Source organism: Qipengyuania citrea (genome assembly GCF_024171405.1).
Taxonomy (GTDB): Bacteria; Pseudomonadota; Alphaproteobacteria; order Sphingomonadales; family Sphingomonadaceae; genus Qipengyuania; species Qipengyuania profunda.
This window is the reverse complement of sequence record NZ_JALJZT010000002.1, coordinates 953,665-978,434: the sequence shown is the minus strand read 5'-3', so window position 1 is coordinate 978,434 and position 24,770 is coordinate 953,665. Positions and strand designations below refer to the sequence as shown.

Below are 24,770 nucleotides of genomic sequence, written 5' to 3'. Positions count from 1 at the left end.
GAGGTGTCATGTCCATATAATACAGTCAAGTAAGTCGGGTTCGATCCTCTAGCGGCGATCAGCCTTCGAAATCGCCCGGATCGGGACCGATCCGCCCCTCGGGATCGTCGAGTGAGTCTATGCGGTCCATCTGGTCGTCCGTGAGGGTGAACTTGAGCGCTGCGAAATTGGCCTCGATGTGATCGCGGCTCGATGCCTTGGGAATCGCGCACAGTCCGTGCTGCATGTGCCAGCGCAGGATCACGGCGCTGGCGGGCTGGCCGGTTTCCTCGGCGATGACGGCGATGGTCTCGTTCTCGATACCCGCACCCTGGCCCAGCGGCGACCAGCACTGCGTGACGATGCCCAGTTCCTCGTGCAGCTTACGCAGTTCGCGCTGCTGGAAGGTGGGGTGCAGTTCGATCTGGTTGAGCGCGGGCGTCACACCGGTTTCGTCGATGATCCGGCGCAGGTCCTGCTCGCGGAAGTTCGACACGCCGATCGACTTCGCCTTGCCTGCGTCGCGCAGTTCGATGAACGCTTTCCACGTCTCCACGAACAGGTCTTTTTCGGGGCAGGGCCAGTGGATCAGCAGCATGTCGACATGGTCGCGCCCCAACCGTTCGAGGCATTTGTCGGCAGCCTTCTTGGTCCGCTCGAAGCCCTGGCTTTCGTTCCAGATCTTGGTTTGCAGGAAAATGTCGGACCAGTCGCCGACGCCTTTGCCGACCCCGCGTTCATTCTGGTAGATGGCTGCGGTGTCGACCAGCCAGTAGCCGACATCGAGCGCGGTCTTGACCGCTTCGGGTGCATCGTCCTCGTCGATCTTGTAGGTGCCGAAGCCCAGTTGCGGGAGTTGGCGGCCGTCATTGAGCGCGAGAGTGGGATAATCGGCCATAAGATCTCCTTTGCCGTACCAACGGATTTGCGCCCCCATGTTTCCGGCAAAGCGCCTTGCCCCGTGCCTGAGATCAGCCTAACGCCCGCGGCGTTTGATTTCCTTACATTTGCGAGAACTATCGAATGGCCAACGTCACCGTGATCGGCGCCCAATGGGGCGATGAGGGCAAGGGCAAGATCGTCGACTGGCTGGCCAGCCGCGCCGATGCCGTGGTGCGCTTCCAGGGCGGCCACAATGCGGGCCACACGCTGGTCATCGACGGCACCACCTACAAGCTCTCGCTGCTGCCCAGCGGTATCGTTTCGGGCACGCTCAGCGTGATCGGCAATGGCGTGGTGCTCGACCCGTGGGCGCTCAAGGCCGAGATCGAGAAGCTCGAAGCGCAGGGCGTCACCATCAATGACGACAACCTCGCCGTGGCGGACAATTGCCCGCTGATCCTGCCGATCCACCGCGATCTCGACGGGCTGCGCGAAGCGGCCGCCGGATCGGGCAAGATCGGCACCACCGGGCGCGGTATCGGTCCGGCTTACGAGGACAAGGTCGGCCGCCGCGCGATCCGCGTGTGCGACCTCGCGCATCTCGACCATCTCGAACCCCAGCTCGACCGGCTGTGCGCGCATCACGACGCGCTGCGCGCCGGGTTCGAGCAGGACCCGGTCGACCGCGAGCAATTGCTGGCCGAACTGCGCGAGATCGCGCCCTTCGTGCTCAAATATGCGCAGCCGGTGTGGAAGCGGCTGAAGAAGGTCCGCAAGGCCGGCGCCAAGATCCTGTTCGAAGGCGCGCAGGGCGTCCTGCTCGACATCGACCACGGGACCTATCCCTTCGTCACCAGCTCGAACACGGTCAGCGGTACGGCCGCGGCAGGCAGCGGGCTGGGGCCCAATGCCACCGGCTTCGTGCTGGGCATCGTCAAGGCCTACACCACCCGCGTCGGCAGCGGCCCGTTCCCGACCGAGCTCGACGACGATGTGGGCAAGGGCATTGGCGAGCGCGGTCATGAATTCGGTACCGTCACCGGGCGCCAGCGCCGCGTCGGCTGGTTCGATGCCGTGCTGGTGCGCCAGACCTGCGCGATCAGCGGCGTGACCGGGATCGCGCTGACCAAGATCGACGTGCTCGACGGGCTGGACGAGGTGAAGATCTGCACCGGCTACCGGTTGCGGAACAATGTCTACGATTATTTCCCCAGCCATGCCGCCGACCAGGCTGCGGTCGAGCCGATCTACGAAAGCATGGAAGGCTGGCACGAATCGACCGCGGGTGCGCGCAGCTATGCCGATCTGCCCGCCAATGCGGTGAAGTATATCCAGCGCGTGCAGGAGCTGATCGAAACCCCGGTGGCGCTGGTGTCGACCAGTCCCGAGCGTGACGATACGATCCTGATGCGCGATCCGTTTATGGATTGATGAGAAATCCGCGCTATGGTGCCGGCACCATGCGCGTTCTCGCCGTCTTCCTCGCCGTCCTGTTTTGCGCCGCTGTGCTGCCGGTGCCGGCAGCGCAGGCGCAGCAGGCGCGGCCGGGTGAGCGGGCCGATTTCGTCCTGATCGACAAGTCCGAGCGCAAGCTGTGGGTCTATCAGGGTGGGCGGGCGATCCGCACCTATTCGGGCCTGCAATATGGCGATGCGCCGCAGGGCCACAAACGCTTCCAGGGTGACGAACGCACGCCCGAGGGGCGCTATACGATCACCTATGGCAACGAGCAGTCGAGCTATTACCTCAGCCTGCACATCGATTATCCCAATGCGCAGGACCGCGCCTATGCGCGATCGCGCGGGCGGTCGCCGGGCGGGCTGATCTTCCTCCACGGCCAGCCCAACGGCCTGCCCTATGAAACGCGGATACCCGGGGACTGGACCGATGGCTGCATCGCGCTGTCGAATGCCGAGATCGCCGAGCTGTGGAGCCTGATCCCCGACGGCACGCCGATCGAGATCCGCCCCTAGCCGCGCTTGTCAGCGAGCAGCGCGACCTGCAGCTGGAGCCGCTTCACTTCCGCCAGCAGCGTCAGCATGTTCATCCGTGCGAACATCCATTCCTTGAGGAAGCCCTGCATCACCAGCAGCGCGATACAGGTGAGGCCCCAGCCGACCAATTGCTCCATGCTGGCGAAGGTCAGCGCGCGGTAGAAGGCATAGGCGAGCGCCACGCCGATCACGATCGCGGTGGCAAAGCTGAGCTTGGCCCAGCCGCCGAGCGGACCGCGCATGCTGTCGCCGATCTGCTGGAACATTCCGCGGTCGGGATCGAGCGCGGCGAGGAAAGCCTCGTCGTCCGCGTCGAGCGCGCCGCGGATACGGGTGTCGATATCGGTCATGTTTCGTCTCCGGACAGGGCCGCCTTCAATTTGCGGCGGGCATGAAAGAGGCGCGTCTTGGCGGTGCCCGGCGGCACCTCCTGCACCTCGGCGATTTCGGCGAGGGTCAGCCCCTCGACGAAGAACAATTGCGCGGCGAGCCGCTGGTCCCCCGGCAGCGCGGCGAAAGCCTGGCGAATGGCCAGCGCGTCGTCCGCCGCGGCGGGGAGCACGGGCTCGTCCTCGCTTTCTCCCTGGCGCGTACGGTCGGCCTGCGCCTGTCGGATCCGGTCGGCGCAGCGCCGGCGCAGGATGCCAAAGGCCCAGGGCGCGAAGCGTGACGGGTCGCGCAGCCCTGCGATATTGCGCAGGATCGACAGCCATGTCTCCTGCACCGCGACCAGCGCCGCCTCGTCATCGCCCAGCAGGCGGCGCGCGGTTCGAGCCAGGCGCGGCTGCCAGCGGATCGCCAGCCGTTCGCCCGCGCGCCGGTCACCCGTCTGCACCAGCGTGACGAGCAACTCGTCATACAGCCGCCCGGCATCGGGCGATGAGGCTTCGATAGCTGCCATGATCCGATAGTCGCAGCAGGGTGGGGAATGGTTCAATCGCCAACGGGAATTTTGCCCGTCTTCTTGACGTGATCCACATTTGTTCTCATCCTGTTCCTGTATTCGAGCAAGGGAGGACGAGTCGATGGAGGCGGATTTCCAATATGAGCCGGTGCGCGATGCCGCCGGGTGCCAACTGGCGGTGACCGTGCTTGCCGATCGCGCGCATATCCGCGCCGAAATGCGCGAGGATGCGGCGGCGGCGGGGTTCCGCGTGCGCGAATGCTGCAGTCTCGAGGAATATGCGCAGGGGCCGCTCGGTGCGCTGGGCGATCTCGTGCTGGTCGATTGCGCGGAAGCGAGCGCGGATGCGCTGGCGCTGCTCTCGCGGCTGGATATGCGCGGGGGCAAGGCGGGCGCGCAGCTTGTGGTGTCCACCACCATGGGCGCGCTCGACAGCGTGTTCGGCTGTTTCTCGATGTCGGCGCCGCAGATCCTCGTCGATCCGGGCCGGGCCGAACGCATCATCGCCATCGGACGCGTGCTCGCGCGGGTGCCCAATCTGCGCTTGCGCGAAATGGGCGAGGAAGACCGGCTGATGCTGCTCCGCCTGACCGAACAGGTTGGCCAGATCGCCGAGCGGCTCGAGCAATTGTCCCCCGGCCAGCGCGAAGGCGGCGGCGCGTTCCGCTTCGAATCGCCCGCACCTGCGTGGCGCGGTGAAGGGGAGGACTATGAAGCCGCGCGAGACGGGGTCGATCGCCCGCGTCTTCCCGAGGCCGCGGTGCTGCGCAAGCTGATCAAGGCGCGCCAGCTGCGCATGCGCTTTCTCGATGCCGAGCTGTTTGCCGATCCGGCGTGGGATATCCTGCTCGATCTCGCCGCCGCGCGGGCCGAGCGGCAGCAGGTCTGCGTTACCTCGCTATGCATCGCCGCGGGCGTTCCTGCGACCACCGCCCTGCGCCGGATCGGGCAGATGGTCGATGCCGATCTGCTGGTGCGCGTATCCGATCCGCATGACCGCCGCCGTGCCTATATCGCGCTGGCGGACAGCACTGCCGATGCGCTGGCGCGCTATTTCGCGGCAGTCGGCGCGACCGAACTCGCGGTCGTCTAGCCGCGCCGCAGCAAGACTGTCAGCCCGCTCGCGGGTGGCTCTGCGGGAAGCGGCTGGCGCACCGCATCGGCGCGCGCACGGACCAGTATCGCCTCTGCAATCGCGGGATCGTGCAGCACCGTATCCGCCTGGCCCAGCGCGCGAGCCTGCCGGATGGTCAGGTCTTCGGGGTCGTCGCTGGTGAGCGTGAAGTCGAGTACGCGCGTTTCTTCGGTGGCTGTCTTGCGATCGAGCCATGTCTCGACTGCTGCCGCGCTGCCGGGTGCGAAGGGATCGAGCGCGCCGCCTTCCTGCAGTGCCCCGTCGATCGCGCGCCGCCTGGTGTCGCCATCGGGATACCGCGCGCGAATATGCTCGCGCGCCGCGCTCAGCGTACTGGCCAGCGCGCCCAGCGATTGCGGCAGGATCGCTTCGAGCCGCAGCCGCAGATGCTTCGCCAGTCCGGCGGAGGCACCGCCCGTGCTCACCGCCACCAGCACCGGATCGCGGTCGAGCAGGCTGGGCAGGGTGAAATCGCACAATTCGGGCCGGTCGGCGACATTGACCAGCAGGCCTGCGCGTTTGAGCCGCAATGCCGCGGCCTCGGCCGCGCGGGGGTTGTCCAGCGCCACGAAAGCCAGCGCGGCGTGATGCGCTTCGGTTTCGGCGCAGGGTATTCCGCCCGCGCGTTCGACCAGCCGCGCCTTGGCGCCCGCCATGTCGCCATCGCCGACCACCACGACGCGTCGCCCGGCGATCCGGTGGAACAGCGGCAGGCTATGCATCGCGGCGTCGCATCAGTCGAGCCATTCGGGCACGCGTTCGGCATCCATGATCGCGCTGGCGGCGATGCGGTCGGCGACCACGGCATAGCGATCGCCATCGACCAGCGTTTCGGCCACGAAGCCGCGCGAATTGTAGGACGAGGCCATGGTCGCGCCATAGGCCCCGGCCGTACGGAACACCGCCAGATCGCCCGCCACCAGCGCATCGCAGTCGCGGTCCATCGCGAAGGTATCGCCCGTTTCGCAGATCGGCCCGACGATATGCGCGGTCATCCGCTCGCCGCTCGGTTCGACCGCGTCGAAATCGTGCCATGCGCCATACATGGCGGGCCGCGCGAGGTCGTTCATCGCCGCATCGACCACCACGAAGGGGGGGCCGTTGCCGCTGCGCTTGGCGCGGATCACGCGGGTCAGCAGCACGCCCGCATTGCCCGCGATCACACGGCCCGGCTCGAACATCAGGCGCACGTCCCAATCCTTCGTGACGCGCGCGACCATCGCGCCATATTCGGCCGGGGAAGGGAGTTCCTCGCCCGCCTTGTAGGGCACACCCAGCCCGCCGCCGAGATCGGCATGGGTGACGGTGCAGCCGCGCGCGCGCAATTCGGCGATCAGCGCCCCGACCTTGCCGAAGGCGGTCTCGAGCGGCTCGAGCGTCGACAGCTGGCTACCGATATGCACCGCCACGCCGCGCATATCGAGGCCGTCTTCCTCGGCCAGCCGGGCATAGATCTCCGCCGCCCGGTCGAGCGGTACGCCGAACTTGTTCTCGCGCTTGCCGGTCGAGATTTTCTCATGCGTGCGCGCATCGACATCGGGATTGACGCGCAGCGCGCAGGCGGCGCGCTTGCCGTGCCGCGCGGCGATGGCAGCCAGCTCGTAGCCCTCTTCCTCGCTCTCGATGTTGAACTGGCCGATGCCCACCTCGAGCCCCTGCAGCAGCTCGGCATGGGTCTTGCCCACGCCCGAGAAGACGATGTCCTCGGGCTTCATCCCTGCGGCCAGTGCGCGGGTCAGTTCGCCGCCCGACACCACGTCGGCGCCATAGCCTTCATTGGCGAGTATCTTGAGCACCGCGAGGTTGGGATTGGATTTCACTGCGAAGGCGATATGCGGGTCCTTGAGCGCGCCCAGCGCCTCGCGGAACACGCGCGCATGCCGTTCCAGCGTGGCACGCGAATAGATATAGACCGGCGTCCCGACCTCTTCGGCAATGTGTGGCAGCGGCACGCCCTCGGCATGCAATACGCCGTCTTTCAGCTCAAAATGATCCATGGGCACCGCCTCTGCCCAAAGCCCCGCTGCATGTCGAGCAAGGCTTGCTTGCGGCGTTGAAATTACTCGGGCGGAAGCTCGAAGGGGTCATCCTCGCGCTCTTCCGATCGCGTACGCAGTTCCACGCTGCGGTCGGGCGCCGCGGTGGGTTCGACCGCGAGCAATTCGTCCGCCGTCGGCTGCACCGCCGCGCCATAGGGCGCAGGCGGCAGGGCGGCCCCCTCGACCGGCTGGAGCGCGGATTTCTGCCCGCAGGCGCCGAGCATCACGAAAGCGGCAAGGGCGACCCGTTTGCGCATCAAACCTCCATGCCGAGACGCTGTTTCGCCGCGGCTACCTGCTGCCTTACGCGAACCGGCGCGGTCCCGCCATAGGATCCGCGCGCAGCGACCGAGGCATCGACCGACAGCGCATCGAACACGCGCGCATCGATACGGCTGTCGATTTTCTGCAGATCGCCAATCGACAAGCCGTCCAGCGCGACGCCCTGCTCGTCCGCCAGCTTGACTGCGGCGCCGGTGATATGGTGCGCCTCGCGGAAGGGGATATCCGCCTGCCGCACCAGCCAGTCGGCCAGATCGGTCGCGGTGGCGTGGCCCGCTTCGGCGGCCTTTCGCATCCGTGCGGTCTCGAACCCGCTATCGGCGACCATGCCCGCCATTGCGGCGAGGCTCAGATCGATCAGGCCCGCGGCCTCGAATACCGGCGGCTTGTCGTCCTGCATGTCCTTCGAATAGGCGATCGGCAGGCCTTTCATCGTCACCATCAGCGCGGTGGCGCAGCCGATCACGCGGCCCGCATGCCCGCGCACCAGTTCGGCGGCATCGGGATTGCGCTTTTGCGGCATGATCGAACTGCCGGTCGACAGCGTATCGGGTAGCTTGACGAAGCCGAAGGGCTGGCTGGCCCAGATGATGAACTCCTCCGCCAGCCGGCTGAGGTGGAGCGCGCACTGGCTCGCGGCCATGAGGTAATCGAGCGCGAAATCCCGGTCCGATACGGCATCGAGGCTGTTGCGCGTGGGCTGCGCGAAGCCGAGCGCCTCGGCGGTCATCTCGCGGTCGAGATCGAAGCCGGTCCCCGCCAGTGCAGCCGAGCCCAGCGGGCATTCGTTCATCCGCGCCAGCGCATCGGCAAAGCGCGAGCGGTCGCGCATCAGCATTTCGAAATAGGCCAGCAAATGGTGGCCCAGCGTGACCGGCTGCGCGGTCTGCAAATGCGTGAAGCCGGGCATGATGCTGTCGGCATGCTCTTCCGCGCGGGCAACCAGTGCGCGCAGCACCGCTTCGATTCCCGCGATGGCGCGCTGGTTGGCGGTGCGCACCCACATGCGGAAATCGGTCGCCACCTGGTCGTTGCGGCTGCGCGCGGTGTGCAGCCGCCCCGCGACCGCGCCGACGATCTCGGTCAGCCGCGCTTCGACGGTCATGTGGATGTCTTCGAGATCCCAGTCCTCGGGGACGCCATCGCGTTCGTATTCCCCCGCGATCTGCTGCAGTCCGCTGTCGATCGTCGCGGCATCTTCGGGCGAGACGATACCCTGCTTGGCCAGCATCGCGACATGCGCGCGGCTGCCCGCGATATCCTCGCGCCACAGCGCCTTGTCGAACGGAATCGAGGCGTTGATTTCGCGCATGATCGCGCTAGGCCCTTCGGCGAACCTGCCGCCCCACATGCTGTTGGAGCTTTTCGTGTCCCGATTGTCGTTCACGCTTGCACTTGTCCTCGGTCTTGCTGTCGCGGGCTGCGATAGGGGCGCACCCGGTGCGGTGCAAGAAAGCAGCGCTTCATCCGCGCCAACCGCGCAGATCGACCCGAGCGAGGCGGGTACGCCCATGCCTGCGATGACGGTGAGTGATCCGGCAGGGCGCACGCTCGATCTCGCCGCCCTGCGCGGCACGCCGGTGCTGCTCAACCTCTGGGCCACCTGGTGCGCGCCCTGCGTCAAGGAAATGCCGCTGCTCGACGCGCTGGCGAGCGAATATGACGGCCGCCTCAGGGTGCTGACGGTCAGCCAGGATATGCAGGGCGCCGCGGTGGTCGAACCCTTTTTCGCTACCGGCGGATACGCCATGCTCGAACCGTGGATGGACCCGGACAACGAACTCGGCTTCACGCTCGGCGGCGGGGTGATGCCGACCACCGTGCTCTACGATGCGGCGGGGGAGGAAGTCTGGCGCGTGCAGGGCGATTACGACTGGTCGGGCGAAGAAGCCCGCGCCGCCATCGACGCGGCGATCGCGGAATAATCGGGCAGTCCCCGGCAGCGCTCGGATTTGCGGACGGAGATGGTGGGCGCTGACGGGCTCGAACCGCCGACCCTCTCGGTGTAAACGAGATGCTCTACCAACTGAGCTAAGCGCCCCCCTGTCCATCGGGGTGGAAGCGCACATAGCGGCTGTTCCTTGAAAATCAATTGCCGAGAATGCCGCGTGGCCGCTATTCGCCCCGCCCATGACCAAGCTTACCGTCCTCGCCACCGGCGGCACGATTGCCGGGATCGCCGGTTCCGCCATCGCGCATGACTATCGGTCGGGCGAGATCGGGATCGAGGATTACCTTGAAAAGGTCGGCGGGCTGGGGCTCGAGGCCGAATTGTCGGGCACGCAGATCGCCAATATCGATTCGGCCGACATCGGGCCAGCGGTGTGGCAGGCCTTGCATACCGCCGCGATGGCCGCGCTTAGCAACCCGGAATGCGACGGGATCATCGTCACCCACGGCACCGATACGCTGGAAGAAACCGCTTTCCTGCTCGACCTGACGCTGCCGGGGAACAAGCCCGTGGTGGTGGTCGGCGCGATGCGGCCCGCCGATGCGGTGGGCTATGACGGGCTGCGCAATTTTGCCAATGCGGTGCGGGTGGCGAGCGATCCCGATGCCGCGGGGCGCGGGGTGCTGGTGGTGATGGGCGACCGCGTGTTCGGCGCGCGCGACGTCTACAAGGTCCGCACCCGCGGGACCGAGGCGTTTCGCGGCTTCCCGCGCGAATCGGTCGGGCTGGTCACACCCGCTTCGCTCGAATGGTTCGGCGCGCCCTGGCGCAGCGGAACCGACGCGGCCTTCGCCTGGTCCGATGAGCTACCCGAGGTGGTGATCCTCTACGCCCATGCCGGGCTGGATGCCGCCGCGGTTTCGCGGCAGCTGGCCGAGGGCACGCGCGGTATTGTGGTGGCCGGGGTGGGCGAGGGCAATATGCCCGAGAGCGTCCGGCAGGAACTGGCACGGCTGGCCGCGCGCGGCATCTGCGTGGTCCGCGCGAGCCGGGCCGACGAAGGGCTGGTCGACCGCGAGCCCGAGGATGAAACCAATGGCTTTGTCGCGGCGCGGGCGCTCAACCCGCAAAAGGCACGCATCCTGCTGCAACTGCTGCTGGCGGGCGGCGAGCGCGATCCCGCCGCCATCCAGCGCGCCTTCGACGGGCGTTAAGGCCCCCTCTTCTCAAGAGGAGGGGGTTGGGGGTGGTGGCGACGCGCCAGCGTCGCGCTTGCCGCTATCACCACCCCACTGCGACTAGGCTCGCCTGCGGCTTGCCAAGTCTCGTTGCCCCTCCTCTGAAGAGGAGGGGGCATGTTCGTAGATCAGCGGTGCGGCATCACGAGATATTTCTCGCCGGTTTTCATCTGGCGATAATCGAGGATCGCATCCTTGGTCAGCATGCCTTCGAGATCGACCTTGGTCTTGTAACCGCTGGCGAAGGTGGTGGTGAGGTTGTCGAGCACGCGCTTGCGCATCCGCATCACCGTTTCCATTCCCGCACTCTGCAGGAACGGCGTCAGCAGCCAGCCCGAGAGCGTCCAGCCGAAGCCGTAGCTGGGCGTCAGCGTGGTCGGCCCGAAGTCGAGGCGGCCATAGATGAACATGCGTTTCTGCTGGTTCGAGCCGTAGCGCGAATATTCGGTCATCTTGCCGACCGCGACCTGTTCCATTGCCTTGAAGCAGGTGTCGACCATCTTGCCGCCGCCGATCGGATCGAAGCCGTAGAAAGCATCGGTATCGTCGATCGCCGCCTTGAGCTGGTCGAGGAAATCGTCGTCGGAAGAATTCACGACATGCGTCGCGCCCTGATCCTTGAGCAGCTTGGCCTGCTCGTCCTTACGCACGATATTGACCAGGCCCATGCCGTCCTCGAGGCAGATGCGGTTGAGCATCTGGCCGAGATTGGATGCGCCGACGGTGTGCAGGATCGCCTTGTGGCCATCCATCCGGGCGTTCTCGACGAAGCCGAGCGCGGTCATCGGATTGACGAAGCTCGACGCGCCGGCTTCGGCGCTGTTATCGCCCAGCGGGAGGCACATGGCGGCATCGGCAATCGCGTATTCGCTGTAGGCGGTGCCGGGCACGCAGGCGACCCGCTGGCCCATCAGCGCCTTGGCCATGTCGCTGTCGCCGGTTGCGATGACCGTGCCTGCGCCTTCGTTGCCTGCGGGCAGGCGCTGGCCATGGCGGGCTTTCTGCCCCGAGTTGAACGGCTCGGGCATCTTGGCAACGACCTTGCCGGGGGAATAGTCGGCATTCTCGAAATCGGCCGCGCCGGTCAGGATCGCGAGGTCCGACGGGTTGATCGGCGCCGCTTCCATCTTGACCAGCACCTGATTGCCGGTGGGATCGGGAAATTCGCTCTGCGCGATCTCGACGGTCAGCGTACCGTCGCTTTCAAGAGTGGTGAAAAGCTGCTTTCCGGTTGTGGTCATCTGCATTCTCCCAATTCAATTCTGGACCTAACCGGCCTATCGCTAGGCGCGCTCGTGGCGCTTGGCTAGGGTGACGTTGGGTCAACTATCCGCGGGGTAGCTCGCCGATACGAAATACAGGCCGTGCGGGGGCGCGTTCAATCCCAATTCCTGCCGGTCGCGCGCGGCCAGCGCTTCGGCCATGCGCTCTTCGGGCCAGCGGCCCATGCCGACCAGCGCAAGGCAGCCGACCATCGAGCGGACCTGGTGATGGAGGAAGCTGCGCGCTTCAGCGTGAACGCGGACTTCCGTGCCCATCGGCGTCGCCACCTGCTCGACATCAAGCCGGTCGAGCGTCTTGACCGGGCTGTCCGACTGGCAATGGACCGAGCGGAAAGTGGTGAAATCATGCAGCCCGACCAGCGCCTGCGCCGCGCGGTGCATGGCCTGCACGTCGAGATCCTGCGGCACCTGCCACAGGCGGCCGCGTTCCAGCGTCAGCGGCGCGCGGCGGTTGGCAATCCGGTAGACATAGGATCGCCCGGTGCAGGAAAAGCGCGCGTGCCAGTCGTCGGGGACGATCGCGCAATGCGTCACCGCGACGGGATCGGGGCGGAGGTGCGCATTGAGCGCCTCCATCAGGCGGTAAGGCTTGATGTCCTTCTCGGCATCCAGATGGCTGCGCATCGCGATCGCATGGACGCCCGCATCGGTCCGGCCGGCGCTGTGCAGCCGCACCTCTTCGCCCAGCACGCGAAAGGCCGCTTCCTCGACGGCCTGCTGGACGCTCGGCCCGTCTTTCTGCCGCTGGAGGCCGAAAAAGGGCGTCCCGTCGAATTCGAGAGTAAGCGCGAAACGGGTCATTCTGGCGTTACGCTCCCCGCACCCGTCATTTCCGCTGAGACGAGAATCCAGCTAACCATGCGCACTGGCGAGAGGGTATCTGGGCCCCCGCCTTCGCGGGGGTGACGGGCTGAGGCGACAGTCATTCGAGGATTGTACCCGGCACCACCGCATTGCCGCGTAGGACCGTTGAATTCGAGAGTGAGCGCGAAGCGAGTCATTCTGGCGTTACGCTCCCATCCGTCATTCCCGCGCAGGCGGGAATCCAGCCGACGATCGCGGCAGGCGAGAGGGTATCTGGGGCCCCGCCTTTGTGGGGGTGACGGACAGGGTCGGCAGTCATTCGAGAACGACACCCTTGGCCACCGCGTTGCCGCGCAGGAAGGTGTCCAGGTCCATCTTCGGCTTGCCCGCGCGTTGCAGTTCGAGCGGACGGATCGCTCCCTCGCTGCATGCGATCGCCAGCCGCTCGTCGAGCACTTCGCCAGGCGCGCCCGACCCCTCGACCACCTCGGCGCGCAGCAGCTTCACCCGCTGGCCATCGAGTTCGAACCAGGCTCCCGGAAAGGGCGACAGGCCATGGGCGTGCCGAACCACCTCCACCGCCGGACGGTCCCAGTCGATCCGCGCCTCGGCCTTGTCGATCTTGGCGGCATAGGTCGCATCGGCATCGTCCTGCGCGATCGGCACATGGATATTGAGGTCGCGCAAGGTGCCGACCATCAGTTGCGCGCCGAGTTCGGCCAGTTCCCCGGTAAGCTCGCCGGTGGTCTTGCCCTCAATCGGGGTGCGCGCCATCGCCAGCATCGGGCCGGTATCGAGCCCGGCCTCCATCTGCATGATCGTGACGCCGGTCACCTTGTCGCCCGCCATCACCGAGCGGTGGATCGGCGCCGCACCGCGCCAGCGCGGCAGGATCGAGGCATGCACGTTGAGGCAGCCATGTTCGGGCGCATCGAGCACCGCCTGCGGCAGGATCAAGCCATAGGCAGCGACCACTGCGACATCGGCGTGGAGTGCGGCGAAGGCTTGCTGCTCTTCGGCCGATCTCAGCGATTTGGGATGGCGGACCTCGATCCCCAGATCGCTGGCGCGCTGGTGCACCGGGGTGGGGGTCAGTTCCTTCCCGCGGCGGCCACCCGGACGCGGCGGCTGGGTGTAGACGCAGACGACCTCATGCGCCGCATCGACCAGAGCCTGCAGCGTCGGCACTGCGAAATCGGGCGTTCCCATGAAGATTATGCGCATGATTGGGCGGTTGGCCTTTCTCTGTTTGGCTGCGGCCCCTATCTGTCGCCCCATGGCATCGCAAGAGATCGAAACCCTCGCCGCCGCACTGGCGCGCCTGCCCGGGCTCGGACCGCGCAGCGCCCGGCGCGCGGTGCTGTGGCTGGTCAAGCGCCGCGAAAGCGCGCTGCCCGCACTGCTCGAAGCGCTCGCCACGGTGGGCGAAGCGCTGGTCGAATGCGACACCTGCGGCAATGTCGACACCACCAACCCGTGCGGGATCTGCGCCGATCCGCGGCGCGATCTGAAATCGCTCTGCGTGGTCGAGGATGTCGCCGACCTGTGGGCGCTCGACCGCGCGAAGCTGTTCACCGGGAAGTACCACGTGCTCGGCGGCAAGCTGTCCGCGCTCGACGGTGTGCGGCCCGAAGACCTCAATATCGCGCAATTGCTGGCGCGCGTGGAGGCGGGCGGGGTGGACGAAGTGGTGCTGGCGATGAACGCCACGCTCGAAGGGCAGACGACCGCGCATTACCTCGCCGAACGGCTCGAGGAGCATCCCGTGCGCATCACGCAGCTCGCCCACGGCCTGCCGGTCGGCGGCGAACTCGACTATCTCGACGAAGGCACGCTTGCACAGGCGCTACGCGCGCGGCGGCCGCTGGGGTAAAACCCGGCGCGTGCAGACGGGGTATGGCCTGTGCGCAACGAACAATTGAAGAATCCGCATGGCGCGACTATCTGGCAACCCATGGCTATCCGTGAAATCCTCGAAGTGCCGGATCCCCGGCTCAAGACCGTGTCCGAACCCGTCACCGAATTCGGCGACGAGCTGAACGAACTCGTCTCCGACATGTTCGAAACCATGTATGCCGCGCCCGGTATCGGCCTTGCCGCGATCCAGGTCGGCGTGCCCAAGCGCGTGCTGGTGATCGACCTCCAGCCCGAGGACGAGGATGCGGAACCCGAACCGTGCAATCACGACGGGCACGAACACGTCCACTATCCGACGAAGAAGGAACCGCGGGTGTTCATCAACCCCGAAATCCTCGATCCCGCGGAAGACCTCGCCAGCTACCAGGAAGGCTGCCTCTCGGTCCCCGACATCTTCGCCGATGTCGACCGCCCGGCGACCTGCCGCGTGCGTTATCAGGACCTCGAGGGCGAAACGCATGAAGAGGACATGGAAGGCCTGATGGCCACCTGCATCCAGCACGAGATGGACCATCTCGAAGGCATCCTGTTCATCGACCACCTCAGCCGTCTCAAACGCAACATGGCGCTCAAGAAGCTAAAGAAGCTGCGCGAAGCGGCGTAAGGACCTCCCTCAGAATTGCGTCATCCCCGCGCAGGCGGGGATCCAGCTGAGTTGGGTTTCTTTCGCGAAGTTATCTGGGGCCCTGCCTGCGCAGGGGCGACGCATGTGTTGATTGTGGCAATGTGCACCTAGCGTTCCCGCTCCGTTCTGCGTAGGGTCGCGCCATGGATCCGACCCTCATCGCCATCATCGTGCTCGTCCTCGGCCTCGCGCTGGGATATTTCCTCGGTCACCGTCTCGGCTCCGCGCCGGTCAAGGACTGGCAGGCGCGCCACGGCGAGCGCGATGCGGAGGCCAAGGAACTCGACGCGAAGTTCCGCAAGGCGATCGTCGACCTGGAAAATGCCACGGTCCGGGCGGAGCGGGCCGACGCGCTCGACGGCGAATTGCGCGAAACGCGCCGCCAGCACGAGGCGGTGCTAGATGAAATGCGCCGCAATAACGGGGCGCTCAGCGCCGAGCTTGCGACGCTGAAGGAAAAGACCGCCAATTTCGAAGAGCAGAAACGCCTGCTGATCGAAGCGCGGGAGGAAATGCTTAAGGAATTCCAGAACACCGGTTCGGCGGTGCTGACCAAGGCGCAGGATGCCTTTCTCGAACGCGCGACCGAGCGGCTGGGGCATTCGGAGAAGACCTCCGAAGCGAAGATCCGCGAATTGCTGCAGCCGGTGGGCGACCGGCTCAAGAAATACGAGGACCAGGTCGCCGCGCTGGAGGAAAAGCGCACCAATGCGTTCTCCTCGCTCGCAGCGCAGATCGAACAGATGCGGCTGGGCCAGGAAGAGGTCCGGCGCGAGGCGCAGCGGCTCGGTAACAGCCTGACCAATGCGCCCAAGGCGCGCGGCCGCTGGGGCGAACGCGCGCTGCAGAACGTGCTCGAACAATGCGGGCTTTCGGAACACACCGATTTCATTCTCGAACATTCGATCGAGACCGACGAAGGGCGTCTGCGCCCCGACGCGGTGGTCCATGTGCCGGGCCAGAAGAAGCTGGTGATCGACGCCAAGGTTTCACTGAACGCCTATCAGGCCGCGTTCGAGGCCGATGACGAGAACGAACGCATCCGGCATCTCGACCTGCATGCGAAATCGATGCGCGGGCACGTCCAGACGCTGGGTTCGAAAAGCTACCAGAGCCAGTTCGACGACACGCCCGACTATGTCGTCATGTTTGTCCCCGGCGAGCATTTCGTTGCCGCCGCGCTCGAACACGATCCCGAATTGTGGGACTTTGCTTTCCGCAACAAGGTGCTGCTCGCCACGCCGACCAACCTCGTCGCCATCGCGCGCACCGTGGCGCAGGTCTGGCGGCAGGATACGATTGCGCAGGAAGCGGTCGAGATCGGCAAGGCCGGGGCGGAGCTTTACGATCGCCTCGCGGTCGCGGCGGAACATATGAAGCGCGTCGGCGGCGGATTGGAAACTGCGGTCAACAATTACAACAAGTTCGTCGGCAGTTTCGAGCGCAACGTGCTCTCCGCCGGGCGCCGCTTGCATGACAAGGGCATCGAGATCGGCAAGCGCGAGATCGACGAAGTGCCCCAGGTCGAGGCGACCCCGCGCTACAATGCTGAAGACGCCGCGCAGATCGCCGACGGCCGCGAAGCAGCGGAGTAGGGCACCCCCGTATCTAAGGGGCGGGCATGGCGGCGGGCTTGGCTTGCGAAAACCGCCTGGCGAGCAGCGTCCGGACGGGCTTGTCGTACCACGCATCGAGCGCCAGCGCCGCGGGCACCAGCAGCGCCGCGATAGCCAGCCGAACAAGCGGATCGTCGGCCAGCGCGATGAGCGGCACATGGATGCAATAGAGCGGGTAGGACAGCGCGCCCATCCGCCGCCAAAGCGGCTGGAACGGCATCTCCATTCGCGTGCCGAGCCAGACGATCGCAGGCAGGCCGAACAGGATCGCGGCGGTGTCCCACAGCGCGCGGTCGGGTCCGCCGAAATAGGTCAGGGCAAGCAGCGCGGCTGGCAGCAACAATGCAAGCCGGGTGATACGCCGCACCGGCGCAGCCTGCGCATGCCAGCGATAGATCAGCATCCCCGCGGTGAAGGAATAGAGCGTACGCGGGACCGCCCATCCGGCCCCGTCCCAATGCGAGCCGAGCTCGCGCGGCCACGGCCCCGACAGGATCGCGAAGGCGAGCAGTAACCCGGAAACCAATGCAACCAGCGCCAGCTTGCGGGTCGACAATCCGACGAGGACCAGCGCGAAGGCAATATTGGCGAGGACTTCGGCGAGCAGCGACCAGAACGGCGGGTTGGTCGGAAACAGGCTCAGCCCCAGAAAATCGGGCACGAGCAGCAGGATGTTGGGATTGCCGCCATGCAGGATAATGCCGAGCAGGCCGCCGATGAACATCATCGGGTAGAGCCGCGCGAAGCGGGCCGTGGCGAAAGCGCGAAACGACAGCCCGTCTGCGAACCGCTTGCCAAACGCCAGCGCGATCACGAAGCCGCTGAGGCAGAAGAAGAAATCGACCGCCAGATAGCCGCCGGGCATGTACCCCAGCGAAACATGAAACAACACGACCGCGATCGCCGCAATGCCGCGCAATCCGTCGAGGGAGACAAAGCGATCGGGTGAGGTCATGGGCGTCGAGCCCATTACTAGGGAACTGTGGTTAACATCCCCTTCGTCCCGTCGCGGGCCGCCGCACGCCCCTCAGAGCGAGGCCAATACCTCATAACCCAGCACCGCCGCGGCGACCGCGGCATTGAGACTATCGGCGCGGCCCTTCATCGGCATGGTCACGCGCAGGTCGCAGGCCATCTCGTATGGTTCGGGCAGGCCGCGGCTTTCATTGCCGACCATGACGAAGCACGGTGCGCTATAGGGTGCGCCGCGATAGGGCTGCGCATCGCGCAAGCTGGCGGCGACAAGCTGCCCTGCGCCGCTGCGCAGCCAGGGTTCGAATTCCTCCCACCGCGCCTGCGCAAGGCGCTGCGTGAACACCGCGCCCATGCTCGCGCGCACTGCCTCGACGCTGAAGGGATCGGCGCAGTCGTCGAGCAGGATCACGCCGCCCGCACCGATCGCATCGCCGGTGCGCAGCATGGTGCCCAGATTGCCCGGATCGCGCAGCGCCTGCGCAACCAGCCAGATATCGGCGCTGCTGCGATCAAGCGCGGCGAGCGAGGTGTCGAATTCGGCGAAGACCCCCGCGACTGCCTGCGGATTGTCCTTGCCGGTGATCTTGGAGAGGATGTCGGGCGTGGTTTCGATAATCTCGCCGCCCTCGGCTTCGACCGCCTCTTCGAGCGCGGCCAGCAGCGGGTGCGGCTCGCGCCTGTCGGACAGCACCAGCACTTCGGGCAGATAGCCGCATTCGCGCGCATCGGTCAGCAGCCGCAGCCCTTCGGCCAGGAAGCGGCCCGCGGCCTTGCGGTGCTTCTTTTCGCGTAGCGCGCGCAGCGCCTTGACCGTGGGATTGGAAAAGCCGGTGATTTCGCGGCGTGTCGGGCTCACGTCAGGGCTCCCCGAAGCCATCCTCGACCATCGCCGAAAGCTGCGCCATCACCGCATCTGCATCCTCGCCTGCAACCACGATGTCGATCGTGTCGCCCTTGGCCGCGCCGAGCATCATCAGGCCGAGGATCGACCCGCCGGCAGCCTCGTTCTCGCCCTTGGCGACGCGGACGGTGCAGCCTTCGGGAAGTTCGGCCACCGCATTGACGAATTTCGCGCTCGCCCGGGCGTGGAGCCCGCGCTGGTTGACCACCACAAGGCTCTTGCGCAGCTCGTTCAAGAGGCTTTCCGAGCGCCGGCGATATCCTGGCCGAGGAATTCGCTCGCGACCGTGATGTAATTGCGTCCCGCGGTCTGCGCGGCGTTGACCGCATCGACCACGTTCATGCTCTTGCGCGCGCCCGCGAGGCGGATCAGCATCGGCAGGTTGATCCCGGCGATCACTTCAATGTGGCCCGTATCGAGCAGCGAGATGGCGAGGTTGGAGGGCGTCCCGCCGAACAGGTCGGTCAGGATAATTGCGCCCTGGCCATCGTCGACCGCCTTGATCGCGTCGGCGATGTCGGCGCGGCGCTGCTCCATGTCGTCATTGGGGCCAATGCAGATGGTGGCCACGGCTTCCTGCTTGCCGACGACGTGCTCCATCGCATCGATGAAGTGTTCGGCCAGCTTGCCGTGGGTAACGAGGATCATGCCGATCATGCAGCTTCAGTTCCGTTGCGATGCCCGAAGAATATGCCAGCGTGGCGCTTAATCATTCCTTGCCCCCGGGTCTAGCGGCGCTCGAGCGGATCGGCGGGACGCGAACCGAGGTTACGGTGAATGACCGTGGGCGAAAATCCGGCCTCACGCAAGACCTCGGCGGCACGTTCCGCGCTATAGACCGAGCGGTGTCTCCCTCCGGTACAGCCGAAGGCGATGTTGAGATAGCTGCGGCCCTGCGCGGCGTAGCGCGGCATGACCTCGAGCAGCAGGTCGGTGATCTTTTCGAAAGCGGGGTCGAAGGCCGGATCGGCGGAGATATGCGTGCCGACTGCTTCATCGAGCCCGGTCTGTTCGCGCAGGCCCTCGATCCAGTGCGGATTGTCGAGAAAGCGCATGTCGAACATCAGATCGGCGAGTGGGGGCATGCCGCGCGCAAAGCCGAAGCTGGACACGGTCACGCTCATCCCCGGTTCGGCATTCTCGGCGAAGCGTTCGCGCACCACCTGCTGCAATTGGTTGGCCGCGTAATCGGATGTGTCGATGACGGTATCGGACCAGCGGCGAAGCGGGTCGAGCAATTCGCGCTCGGACTTGATCCCGTCGAGCGCGGTGCGCCCGCGGGCCATCGGATGCGGCCGCCGGGTCTCGTTATAGCGGCGCTCGAGCTCGGCGCTGGTGCAATCGATGAACAGCGTGGTCAGTTCGATATCGTCGCGCGCTTCGAATTGCTTGCACAGTGCGATGATCTCTTGCGGCACGAAGCCGCGGGTGCGCGAATCGAAACCGATCGCAAGGCGGGTGTTCGCATCGCTTCCCGCGACCAGTCCGCCCAGCAGGCGAATCGGGAAATTGTCGATCGTTTCCCAGCCGAGATCTTCGAGCACTTGCAGCGCGGTCGACTTGCCCGCGCCGGACAGTCCGGTGACGAGCAGGATGCGCTGCGAAGGGGGCGAATCATCAGCCATGGCGGGGGTGCCTATGCCTTTTCATCGCCTTTGGGGAGGGGAAGCCCGTGCAGTTCCAACGCATATTCGGCGCGCAGCGCCTGCACCGCATCACCGGGGGCGAAAGGCAGCGCCGGGATGGGCACGCCCTCGATGTCGCGCACGGGAATGTCCATCGGGAAACGCGGTGCTGCGGGATCGAACGTAAGCAGCAGCGCGACCGGACCCTCAGTCACGGGCAGCTCCACGATGCCGACATTGCGTATCTCGATCATCCCGCAGGTATTCGGTGGCGGCGCGGCCAACAGCGTGTCGCGATCGCGGGTAATGGACACGCCATCGTCACCCACCAGGGTGGCCCCGCGATCGATCAGCGCCAGCGCAAGCGTCGATTTGCCCGACCCCGGCGGCCCCTCGATCAGCAGCACCCGCCCGGCGACTGCCACAGCGGTAATATTGGCGAGCACCGCCATGCTCAGCGCTTGGCCGGAAGGCCCAGGTGGAGGCACGCCCCGCTTTCGCCGTCCATGCGCGAGGTGGCGACCAGCGTCCCGTCATGCGCTTCGGCGATGGTCCGCGCGATCGCGAGGCCGAGCCCCGAATGATTGCCGAAATCTTCTTCCGCCGGACGGTCCGAATGGAAGCGCCGGAAGACCTTTTCGCGCTTTTCCTCGGGGATGCCCGGACCCTCGTCGCAGATGGTCAGCGTAATCCAGTCGTCGCGGCGGCTGAGATCGGCCCAGATGCGGCCCGCAGGCGGCGAAAAGGACACTGCATTGTCGAGCAGGTTCTGGATCACGCGCTCGAGCCGCACGGGCACGCCCATGACTCGTGCGGGGCGGTCCGCACCCGTAATTTCAAGCGTGCGGCCTTCGTTCTCGTCGCGCGCCTCGCGGCTTTCGACGATCGTGCAGAGCAATTGCGCCAGGTCGACCGGCTCGAATTCGGTCCGCGACATTTCGGCATCGATCCGGCTTGCGTCCGAAATTTCGGTGACCAGCCGGTCGATCCGGCGCACGTCATGCGTGGCGATATCGAGCAATTGCGCGCGCAAGGTCGGATCCTCGACCTTGCTGAGCGATTCGGTCGCGCTGCGCAGCGAGGCGAGCGGGTTCTTGATCTCATGCGCGACATCGGCAGCAAAATGTTCGACCGCATCGATCCGCTGCCGCAGCGCGGCGGTCATGTCCGAGATCGAGCGGGCGAGCATGCCGATCTCGTCGCGTCGCTGCGGCAGGCGCGGCACTTCGACCTGCCGGTCACGGCCCTGCCGCACGCGCACTGCGGCATGGACCAGTTCGCGCAAAGGGCGCACGATGGTCTGCGCAAGGAAGAACGACAGCAGCGTCGAGATCACCAGCGCCAGCAGCACGACCAGCGCCACCGTCGAGCGGGCCTCGCGCACGCTTTCGGTAATGTCGACCGGGTTGCGCGTCAGCAGCAGCGTATCGCCGTCGAGCCCGACCGGTGCGGCGGCGTTGATCACATGCGTGCCGTCGGGAGCATCGCGCAGGACGATCTGGGTCAAGCTGTCCTCGCGCGCCCGCGTCAGTTCGGGCCAGTCGCCGACATCGTCGGTCTCGGGCTCGACATAGTCGGGCAGGGCGGGCGCGCCCACCACCCGGTCGAACCAGCGATCGAGCCGCAGCGCGAAGGCGCTCTGGTCGACTTCCTTCGCGCTTGGCAGGACGAAACTGGGCGGGGCGAGCTTGAAGCTATCCGATTCGAGCGTGCCGTCTGGGCTGTAGACCCGCAGGCGCAGGCGTTGCTCCTTGCCGATCTGGATCAGCAGCGCTTCCTGTCGCTGCGGCGTCGCGCCGGCCAGCGCTTCGGCGGTGATCTGCGCTTCGACCAGCGCCAGCTTGAAACGCTCGTCGAGCAATTGCTTGCGATAGGCATCGACATAGATGACCCCGCCGCCCAGCAGCACCAGCGGCAGCACGTTGACGAACAGGATGCGGCTGGTGAGCGAGAGCCGCCGCGACCAGCGCTGCTTCTCGATTCGCGGATCGCCTTTGAGAACACTGCCGGTTTCGGACATTGCGCTTCGCCTCAGCCTTCGTTGAAGCTGTAGCCTGCGCCGTACAGGGTTTCGATGGCGGAGAAGGTGTCATCGACGCTGCGGAACTTGCGGCGCATGCGCTTGATATGGCTGTCGACCGTGCGGTCGTCGACGAAGACGTCGTCGGGATAGGCGGCATCCATCAGCTGGTTGCGGCTCTTGATCACGCCGGGGCGCGCAGCCAGCGCCTCGAGCAGCAGGAATTCGGTTACGGTCAACGATACCGGCTGCCCGTCCCAGGTCACGTGGTGACGCGCCGGGTCCATGAACAGGCGCCCGCGTTCGACCAGCTCGCCCGGCTTGTCGTCGAACTGCTCGGACAACAGCAGCGGATGGTCGCCGCCGCTGCGCCGCAGGATCGCGCGGATACGCGCCAGCAGCAGGCGCAGGCTGAACGGCTTGGCGATATAATCGTCCGCGCCCATTTCGAGGCCGGCCTGCTCGTCGGTTTCATCGTCCTTGCTGGTCAGGAAGATCACCGGCAACGGCGATTGTTCGCGCAGCCGGCGGAGCAGCTCCATCCCGTCCATCTTTGGCATCTTGATATCGAAGATGGCAAGGTCGGGCGGGTTCGACAGCAGCGCGCCCAGCGCCGCCTCGCCATCCGAATAGACGCGGGTGGCGAATCCTTCGGCCTGCAACGCGATCGACACGGTGGTGAGGATATTGCGGTCGTCATCGACCAGCGCGATGACCGTGCGGTTCGTCTCGCCCTGCGGCATCGCCTCTGCGCCCATGTGCTCCATGCCCCGATGACTAGCCGCATTGCCGCGGCAAAACAACGCGGGCGGTCGCATGCTGCGCACTTATCGGCAGCCAGTGGTTTGACGGCGGCTGGCAGCCGGACTATTGGCTTTGAGGACAGCCGCGCATTCGTATGCGCAGGCCACTTTCGGACGAACCCGCATCCCGCGCTGGAGAATTCAGTGACCTTTTCGCTTTCCCATTCGCTTGCCGACCAGGGCATCGAGACTTCCGCTACCATTCACCCCAACCTGACTTCGGAAGAGCTGACCGCCGCCGCGCTGGAGCGCAGCGAGGGCCGCCGCGCCAAGGACGGTCCGCTGGTGGTCGAAACGGGCAAGCACACGGGCCGCAGCGCGAAGGACAAGTTCATCGTCCGCAACGCCGAAACCGAAGACACCGTATGGTGGGACAACAATGCTTCGATGACGCCGGCGCATTTCGCTGCGCTCAAGGAAGATTTCCTCAAAGCGGTAGCGGACAAGGGCGAGCTTTTCGTCGCCGACCTGTTCGGCGGCTCGCAGCCCGAATACCGGGTCAACGTGCGCGTCATCAACGAGCTGGCGTGGCACAACCAGTTCATCCGCACGCTGCTGGTCCGTCCGACCGAGGCCGAGCTCGACGGTTTCGTGCCCGAATACACGATCATCGACCTGCCCAGCTTCCAGGCCGACCCCGAACGCCACGGTACGCGCAGCGAGACCGTGATCGCGGTCAATCTCGAAGAAAAGCTGATCCTGATCGGCGGCACCAAATATGCCGGCGAGATGAAGAAGAGCGTCTTCGGCATTCTCAACTACCTACTGCCCGCCAAGGGCGTGATGCCGATGCACTGCAGCGCCAACATCGGCCCCGACGGCAAGACCGCGGTGTTCTTCGGGCTGTCGGGCACCGGCAAGACCACGCTGTCGGCCGATGCCAGCCGCACGCTGATTGGCGATGACGAGCATGGCTGGTCGGATACGGCGGTCTTCAACTTCGAAGGCGGCTGCTATGCCAAGATGATCCGTCTCAACCCCGAGGCCGAGCCGGAAATCTATGCCACCACCAAGATGGAAGGCACCGTGCTCGAAAACGTCGTGATGAACGATGCGGGCGAAATCGACCTCGACGACAACAGCCTCGCCGAGAACACCCGCGGCGCCTATCCGCTGTCGTCGATTCCGAACACGTCCGAAAAGAACATGGGCCCGCCGCCCTCCAACGTCATCATGCTGACTGCCGATGCCTTCGGCGTGCTGCCCCCGATCGCGCGGCTGACGCCCGATCAGGCGATGTACCACTTCCTGTCGGGCTACACCGCCAAGGTCGCGGGCACCGAAATCGGCGTGACCGAGCCCGAAGCGACTTTCAGCACCTGCTTCGGCGCGCCCTTCATGCCGCGCCACCCGAGCGTTTACGGCAATCTGCTCAAGGAGCGCATCGCCAAGGGCGAAGTGCATTGCTGGCTGGTCAACACCGGCTGGACCGGCGGCAAGTATGGCGTCGGCAGCCGGATGCCGATCAAGGCCACCCGCGCATTGCTCAACGCCGCGCTCGACGGGTCGCTCAACGACGCCGAATTCCGCAAGGACCCCAACTTCGGTTTCGAAGTGCCGGTCGCGGTTGCGGGCGTCGATACGGGCATTCTCGACCCGCGCTCGACCTGGGCGGACAAGGATGAATACGACCGCACCGCCAGCAAGCTGGTGCAGCTTTTCGTCGACAATTTTGAACCCTTTGCAGCGCATGTCGACCAGGGCGTGCGCGACGCGGCGCCCAGCAAGTCGGTCGCCGCCTGAACCGTTTCGCTCCGCTCGGGAGCGCACCAGTCGGAGAGGAGGCCCCCGGCCGCAGCGATGCGGACCGGGGGCTTTAATATTGTCCGTCCAGCTGCCATTGTGCGCGCACTTTAC

General features: G+C 65.9%; 27 protein-coding genes and 1 tRNA gene. 9 read left to right on the top strand and 19 right to left on the bottom strand.

What is annotated here, in order from left to right; all coding sequences use genetic code 11:
- Nucleotides 1-58: 58 nt before the first annotated feature.
- The gene (locus tag J2S32_RS05800) at nucleotides 59-877 is read right to left on the bottom strand and encodes an aldo/keto reductase (protein WP_253518042.1); all 819 of its coding nucleotides are present in this window, start codon (nucleotides 875-877) and stop codon (nucleotides 59-61) included.
- Between the two features lie 125 nt (nucleotides 878-1,002).
- Between J2S32_RS05800 and J2S32_RS05795 the strand changes: the two genes are divergently transcribed.
- Both J2S32_RS05795 and J2S32_RS05790 read left to right on the top strand, forming a co-directional pair.
- Nucleotides 1,003-2,292: an adenylosuccinate synthase gene (locus J2S32_RS05795; RefSeq protein ID WP_253518038.1), complete on the top strand. Its 1,290-nt coding sequence runs from the start codon at nucleotides 1,003-1,005 to the stop codon at nucleotides 2,290-2,292.
- Between the two features lie 29 nt (nucleotides 2,293-2,321).
- Nucleotides 2,322-2,834 carry a L,D-transpeptidase family protein gene (locus J2S32_RS05790; protein WP_253518035.1) on the top strand — a complete coding sequence of 171 codons (513 nt, stop codon included), beginning with the start codon at nucleotides 2,322-2,324 and terminating at the stop codon, nucleotides 2,832-2,834.
- On the opposite strand, the gene J2S32_RS05785 is transcribed toward J2S32_RS05790, so the two are convergent.
- Nucleotides 2,831-3,205, bottom strand: a complete 375-nt coding sequence (locus J2S32_RS05785) for a DUF6768 family protein (RefSeq protein ID WP_253518032.1) — start codon at nucleotides 3,203-3,205, stop codon at nucleotides 2,831-2,833. The genes J2S32_RS05790 and J2S32_RS05785 overlap by 4 nt on opposite strands.
- On the bottom strand, nucleotides 3,202-3,756 hold the full coding sequence (locus J2S32_RS05780) for an RNA polymerase sigma factor (RefSeq protein ID WP_253518018.1): 555 nt from the start codon (nucleotides 3,754-3,756) through the stop codon (nucleotides 3,202-3,204). Before J2S32_RS05780 ends, J2S32_RS05785 begins: the two co-directional genes overlap by 4 nt.
- A 124-nt stretch (nucleotides 3,757-3,880) precedes the next feature.
- On the opposite strand from J2S32_RS05780, the gene J2S32_RS05775 reads away from it, so the two are divergent.
- On the top strand, nucleotides 3,881-4,852 hold the full coding sequence (locus J2S32_RS05775; protein ID WP_253518015.1) for a MarR family winged helix-turn-helix transcriptional regulator: 972 nt from the start codon (nucleotides 3,881-3,883) through the stop codon (nucleotides 4,850-4,852).
- Here J2S32_RS05775 and J2S32_RS05770 read toward each other — a convergent pair.
- From J2S32_RS05770 to argH, 4 genes are all read right to left on the bottom strand, one after another.
- Nucleotides 4,849-5,616, bottom strand: coding sequence for a precorrin-2 dehydrogenase/sirohydrochlorin ferrochelatase family protein (locus tag J2S32_RS05770; RefSeq protein ID WP_253518013.1), 768 nt, complete (start codon nucleotides 5,614-5,616; stop codon nucleotides 4,849-4,851). The two genes, J2S32_RS05775 and J2S32_RS05770, sit on opposite strands and share 4 nt — an antisense overlap.
- Nucleotides 5,617-5,628: 12 nt before the next feature.
- Entirely contained in the window at nucleotides 5,629-6,891 is a 1,263-nt protein-coding gene (lysA, locus tag J2S32_RS05765) for a diaminopimelate decarboxylase (protein ID WP_253518010.1), read from the bottom strand.
- 62 nt (nucleotides 6,892-6,953) lie between these two features.
- Complete coding sequence (locus J2S32_RS05760) at nucleotides 6,954-7,190, bottom strand: hypothetical protein (protein ID WP_253518007.1); 237 nt, start codon at nucleotides 7,188-7,190, stop codon at nucleotides 6,954-6,956.
- On the bottom strand, nucleotides 7,190-8,527 hold the full coding sequence (argH, locus tag J2S32_RS05755) for an argininosuccinate lyase (RefSeq protein WP_253518004.1): 1,338 nt from the start codon (nucleotides 8,525-8,527) through the stop codon (nucleotides 7,190-7,192). The genes J2S32_RS05760 and argH overlap by 1 nt, the downstream gene beginning before the upstream one ends.
- A 37-nt stretch (nucleotides 8,528-8,564) precedes the next feature.
- Between argH and J2S32_RS05750 the strand changes: the two genes are divergently transcribed.
- Nucleotides 8,565-9,140 (top strand): TlpA family protein disulfide reductase, encoded by a 576-nt coding sequence (locus tag J2S32_RS05750; RefSeq protein ID WP_253518001.1) that lies wholly within the window; start codon nucleotides 8,565-8,567, stop codon nucleotides 9,138-9,140.
- Nucleotides 9,141-9,180: 40 nt separating this feature from the next.
- Here the strand turns inward: J2S32_RS05750 and J2S32_RS05745 are convergent.
- Nucleotides 9,181-9,256: transfer RNA gene (locus J2S32_RS05745), tRNA-Val, on the bottom strand.
- A gap of 89 nt (nucleotides 9,257-9,345) precedes the next feature.
- On the opposite strand from J2S32_RS05745, the gene J2S32_RS05740 reads away from it, so the two are divergent.
- A complete protein-coding gene (locus J2S32_RS05740; protein ID WP_253517998.1) occupies nucleotides 9,346-10,320 on the top strand; it encodes an asparaginase in 975 nt (324 codons plus the stop codon).
- 152 nt (nucleotides 10,321-10,472) lie between these two features.
- Here J2S32_RS05740 and J2S32_RS05735 read toward each other — a convergent pair whose 3' ends face one another.
- The 3 genes from J2S32_RS05735 to fmt form a co-directional block, all read right to left on the bottom strand.
- Nucleotides 10,473-11,585, bottom strand: coding sequence for a zinc-binding dehydrogenase (locus J2S32_RS05735; RefSeq protein ID WP_253517995.1), 1,113 nt, complete (start codon nucleotides 11,583-11,585; stop codon nucleotides 10,473-10,475).
- Nucleotides 11,586-11,666: 81 nt separating this feature from the next.
- On the bottom strand, nucleotides 11,667-12,428 hold the full coding sequence (truA, locus tag J2S32_RS05730; RefSeq protein WP_253517991.1) for a tRNA pseudouridine(38-40) synthase TruA: 762 nt from the start codon (nucleotides 12,426-12,428) through the stop codon (nucleotides 11,667-11,669).
- Between the two features lie 318 nt (nucleotides 12,429-12,746).
- Nucleotides 12,747-13,655 (bottom strand): methionyl-tRNA formyltransferase, encoded by a 909-nt coding sequence (gene fmt / locus J2S32_RS05725; RefSeq protein WP_253517970.1) that lies wholly within the window; start codon nucleotides 13,653-13,655, stop codon nucleotides 12,747-12,749.
- 52 nt (nucleotides 13,656-13,707) lie between these two features.
- Here fmt and recR point away from each other — a divergent pair, with 52 nt between their 5' ends.
- The 3 genes from recR (at nucleotide 13,708) to J2S32_RS05710 (ending at nucleotide 16,568) form a co-directional block, all read left to right on the top strand.
- Nucleotides 13,708-14,304, top strand: a complete 597-nt coding sequence (gene recR, locus J2S32_RS05720) for a recombination mediator RecR (protein ID WP_253517967.1) — start codon at nucleotides 13,708-13,710, stop codon at nucleotides 14,302-14,304.
- A gap of 81 nt (nucleotides 14,305-14,385) precedes the next feature.
- The gene (locus J2S32_RS05715) at nucleotides 14,386-14,952 is read left to right on the top strand and encodes a peptide deformylase (protein ID WP_063506122.1); all 567 of its coding nucleotides are present in this window, start codon (nucleotides 14,386-14,388) and stop codon (nucleotides 14,950-14,952) included.
- Between the two features lie 164 nt (nucleotides 14,953-15,116).
- Nucleotides 15,117-16,568 (top strand): DNA recombination protein RmuC, encoded by a 1,452-nt coding sequence (locus tag J2S32_RS05710; RefSeq protein WP_253517946.1) that lies wholly within the window; start codon nucleotides 15,117-15,119, stop codon nucleotides 16,566-16,568.
- Between the two features lie 13 nt (nucleotides 16,569-16,581).
- On the opposite strand, the gene J2S32_RS05705 is transcribed toward J2S32_RS05710, so the two are convergent.
- From J2S32_RS05705 to J2S32_RS05670, 8 genes are all read right to left on the bottom strand, one after another.
- Nucleotides 16,582-17,544, bottom strand: coding sequence for an acyltransferase family protein (locus J2S32_RS05705; RefSeq protein ID WP_253517942.1), 963 nt, complete (start codon nucleotides 17,542-17,544; stop codon nucleotides 16,582-16,584).
- 72 nt (nucleotides 17,545-17,616) lie between these two features.
- On the bottom strand, nucleotides 17,617-18,420 hold the full coding sequence (locus J2S32_RS05700) for a TrmH family RNA methyltransferase (protein ID WP_253517938.1): 804 nt from the start codon (nucleotides 18,418-18,420) through the stop codon (nucleotides 17,617-17,619).
- A 1-nt stretch (nucleotide 18,421) separates the two neighbouring features.
- Nucleotides 18,422-18,700, bottom strand: coding sequence for an HPr family phosphocarrier protein (locus J2S32_RS05695; protein WP_253517935.1), 279 nt, complete (start codon nucleotides 18,698-18,700; stop codon nucleotides 18,422-18,424).
- Entirely contained in the window at nucleotides 18,697-19,122 is a 426-nt protein-coding gene (locus J2S32_RS05690; RefSeq protein ID WP_253517932.1) for a PTS sugar transporter subunit IIA, read from the bottom strand. Before J2S32_RS05690 ends, J2S32_RS05695 begins: the two co-directional genes overlap by 4 nt.
- 71 nt (nucleotides 19,123-19,193) lie before the next feature.
- Nucleotides 19,194-20,090, bottom strand: a complete 897-nt coding sequence (gene rapZ / locus J2S32_RS05685; RefSeq protein WP_253517928.1) for an RNase adapter RapZ — start codon at nucleotides 20,088-20,090, stop codon at nucleotides 19,194-19,196.
- Between the two features lie 11 nt (nucleotides 20,091-20,101).
- Entirely contained in the window at nucleotides 20,102-20,542 is a 441-nt protein-coding gene (locus J2S32_RS05680; protein ID WP_253517925.1) for an HPr kinase/phosphorylase, read from the bottom strand.
- A 2-nt stretch (nucleotides 20,543-20,544) separates the two neighbouring features.
- Nucleotides 20,545-22,110 carry an ATP-binding protein gene (locus tag J2S32_RS05675; RefSeq protein ID WP_253517922.1) on the bottom strand — a complete coding sequence of 522 codons (1,566 nt, stop codon included), beginning with the start codon at nucleotides 22,108-22,110 and terminating at the stop codon, nucleotides 20,545-20,547.
- 11 nt (nucleotides 22,111-22,121) lie between these two features.
- Nucleotides 22,122-22,877: a response regulator transcription factor gene (locus tag J2S32_RS05670; protein ID WP_301298643.1), complete on the bottom strand. Its 756-nt coding sequence runs from the start codon at nucleotides 22,875-22,877 to the stop codon at nucleotides 22,122-22,124.
- 180 nt (nucleotides 22,878-23,057) lie between these two features.
- Here J2S32_RS05670 and J2S32_RS05665 point away from each other — a divergent pair, with 180 nt between their 5' ends.
- Nucleotides 23,058-24,656, top strand: a complete 1,599-nt coding sequence (locus J2S32_RS05665) for a phosphoenolpyruvate carboxykinase (RefSeq protein WP_253517919.1) — start codon at nucleotides 23,058-23,060, stop codon at nucleotides 24,654-24,656.
- The last annotated feature ends 114 nt before the right edge of the window (nucleotides 24,657-24,770 follow it).

Bases quoted from the DNA above. Each gene is read 5' to 3' on its own strand.
- J2S32_RS05800 (WP_253518042.1), bottom strand. From the start codon at position 877: ATGGCCGATTATCCCACTCTCGCGCTCAATGACGGCCGCCAACTCCCG.
- J2S32_RS05795 (WP_253518038.1), top strand. From the start codon at position 1,003: ATGGCCAACGTCACCGTGATCGGCGCCCAATGGGGCGATGAGGGCAAG.
- J2S32_RS05790 (WP_253518035.1), top strand. From the start codon at position 2,322: ATGCGCGTTCTCGCCGTCTTCCTCGCCGTCCTGTTTTGCGCCGCTGTG.
- J2S32_RS05785 (WP_253518032.1), bottom strand. From the start codon at position 3,205: ATGACCGATATCGACACCCGTATCCGCGGCGCGCTCGACGCGGACGAC.
- J2S32_RS05780 (WP_253518018.1), bottom strand. From the start codon at position 3,756: ATGGCAGCTATCGAAGCCTCATCGCCCGATGCCGGGCGGCTGTATGAC.
- J2S32_RS05775 (WP_253518015.1), top strand. From the start codon at position 3,881: ATGGAGGCGGATTTCCAATATGAGCCGGTGCGCGATGCCGCCGGGTGC.
- J2S32_RS05770 (WP_253518013.1), bottom strand. From the start codon at position 5,616: ATGCATAGCCTGCCGCTGTTCCACCGGATCGCCGGGCGACGCGTCGTG.
- lysA (WP_253518010.1), bottom strand. From the start codon at position 6,891: ATGGATCATTTTGAGCTGAAAGACGGCGTATTGCATGCCGAGGGCGTG.
- J2S32_RS05760 (WP_253518007.1), bottom strand. From the start codon at position 7,190: ATGCGCAAACGGGTCGCCCTTGCCGCTTTCGTGATGCTCGGCGCCTGC.
- argH (WP_253518004.1), bottom strand. From the start codon at position 8,527: ATGCGCGAAATCAACGCCTCGATTCCGTTCGACAAGGCGCTGTGGCGC.
- J2S32_RS05750 (WP_253518001.1), top strand. From the start codon at position 8,565: ATGCTGTTGGAGCTTTTCGTGTCCCGATTGTCGTTCACGCTTGCACTT.
- J2S32_RS05740 (WP_253517998.1), top strand. From the start codon at position 9,346: ATGACCAAGCTTACCGTCCTCGCCACCGGCGGCACGATTGCCGGGATC.
- J2S32_RS05735 (WP_253517995.1), bottom strand. From the start codon at position 11,585: ATGACCACAACCGGAAAGCAGCTTTTCACCACTCTTGAAAGCGACGGT.
- truA (WP_253517991.1), bottom strand. From the start codon at position 12,428: ATGACCCGTTTCGCGCTTACTCTCGAATTCGACGGGACGCCCTTTTTC.
- fmt (WP_253517970.1), bottom strand. From the start codon at position 13,655: ATGCGCATAATCTTCATGGGAACGCCCGATTTCGCAGTGCCGACGCTG.
- recR (WP_253517967.1), top strand. From the start codon at position 13,708: ATGGCATCGCAAGAGATCGAAACCCTCGCCGCCGCACTGGCGCGCCTG.
- J2S32_RS05715 (WP_063506122.1), top strand. From the start codon at position 14,386: ATGGCTATCCGTGAAATCCTCGAAGTGCCGGATCCCCGGCTCAAGACC.
- J2S32_RS05710 (WP_253517946.1), top strand. From the start codon at position 15,117: ATGGATCCGACCCTCATCGCCATCATCGTGCTCGTCCTCGGCCTCGCG.
- J2S32_RS05705 (WP_253517942.1), bottom strand. From the start codon at position 17,544: ATGACCTCACCCGATCGCTTTGTCTCCCTCGACGGATTGCGCGGCATT.
- J2S32_RS05690 (WP_253517932.1), bottom strand. From the start codon at position 19,122: ATGATCGGCATGATCCTCGTTACCCACGGCAAGCTGGCCGAACACTTC.
- rapZ (WP_253517928.1), bottom strand. From the start codon at position 20,090: ATGGCTGATGATTCGCCCCCTTCGCAGCGCATCCTGCTCGTCACCGGA.
- J2S32_RS05680 (WP_253517925.1), bottom strand. From the start codon at position 20,542: ATGGCGGTGCTCGCCAATATTACCGCTGTGGCAGTCGCCGGGCGGGTG.
- J2S32_RS05675 (WP_253517922.1), bottom strand. From the start codon at position 22,110: ATGTCCGAAACCGGCAGTGTTCTCAAAGGCGATCCGCGAATCGAGAAG.
- J2S32_RS05670 (WP_301298643.1), bottom strand. From the start codon at position 22,877: ATGGAGCACATGGGCGCAGAGGCGATGCCGCAGGGCGAGACGAACCGC.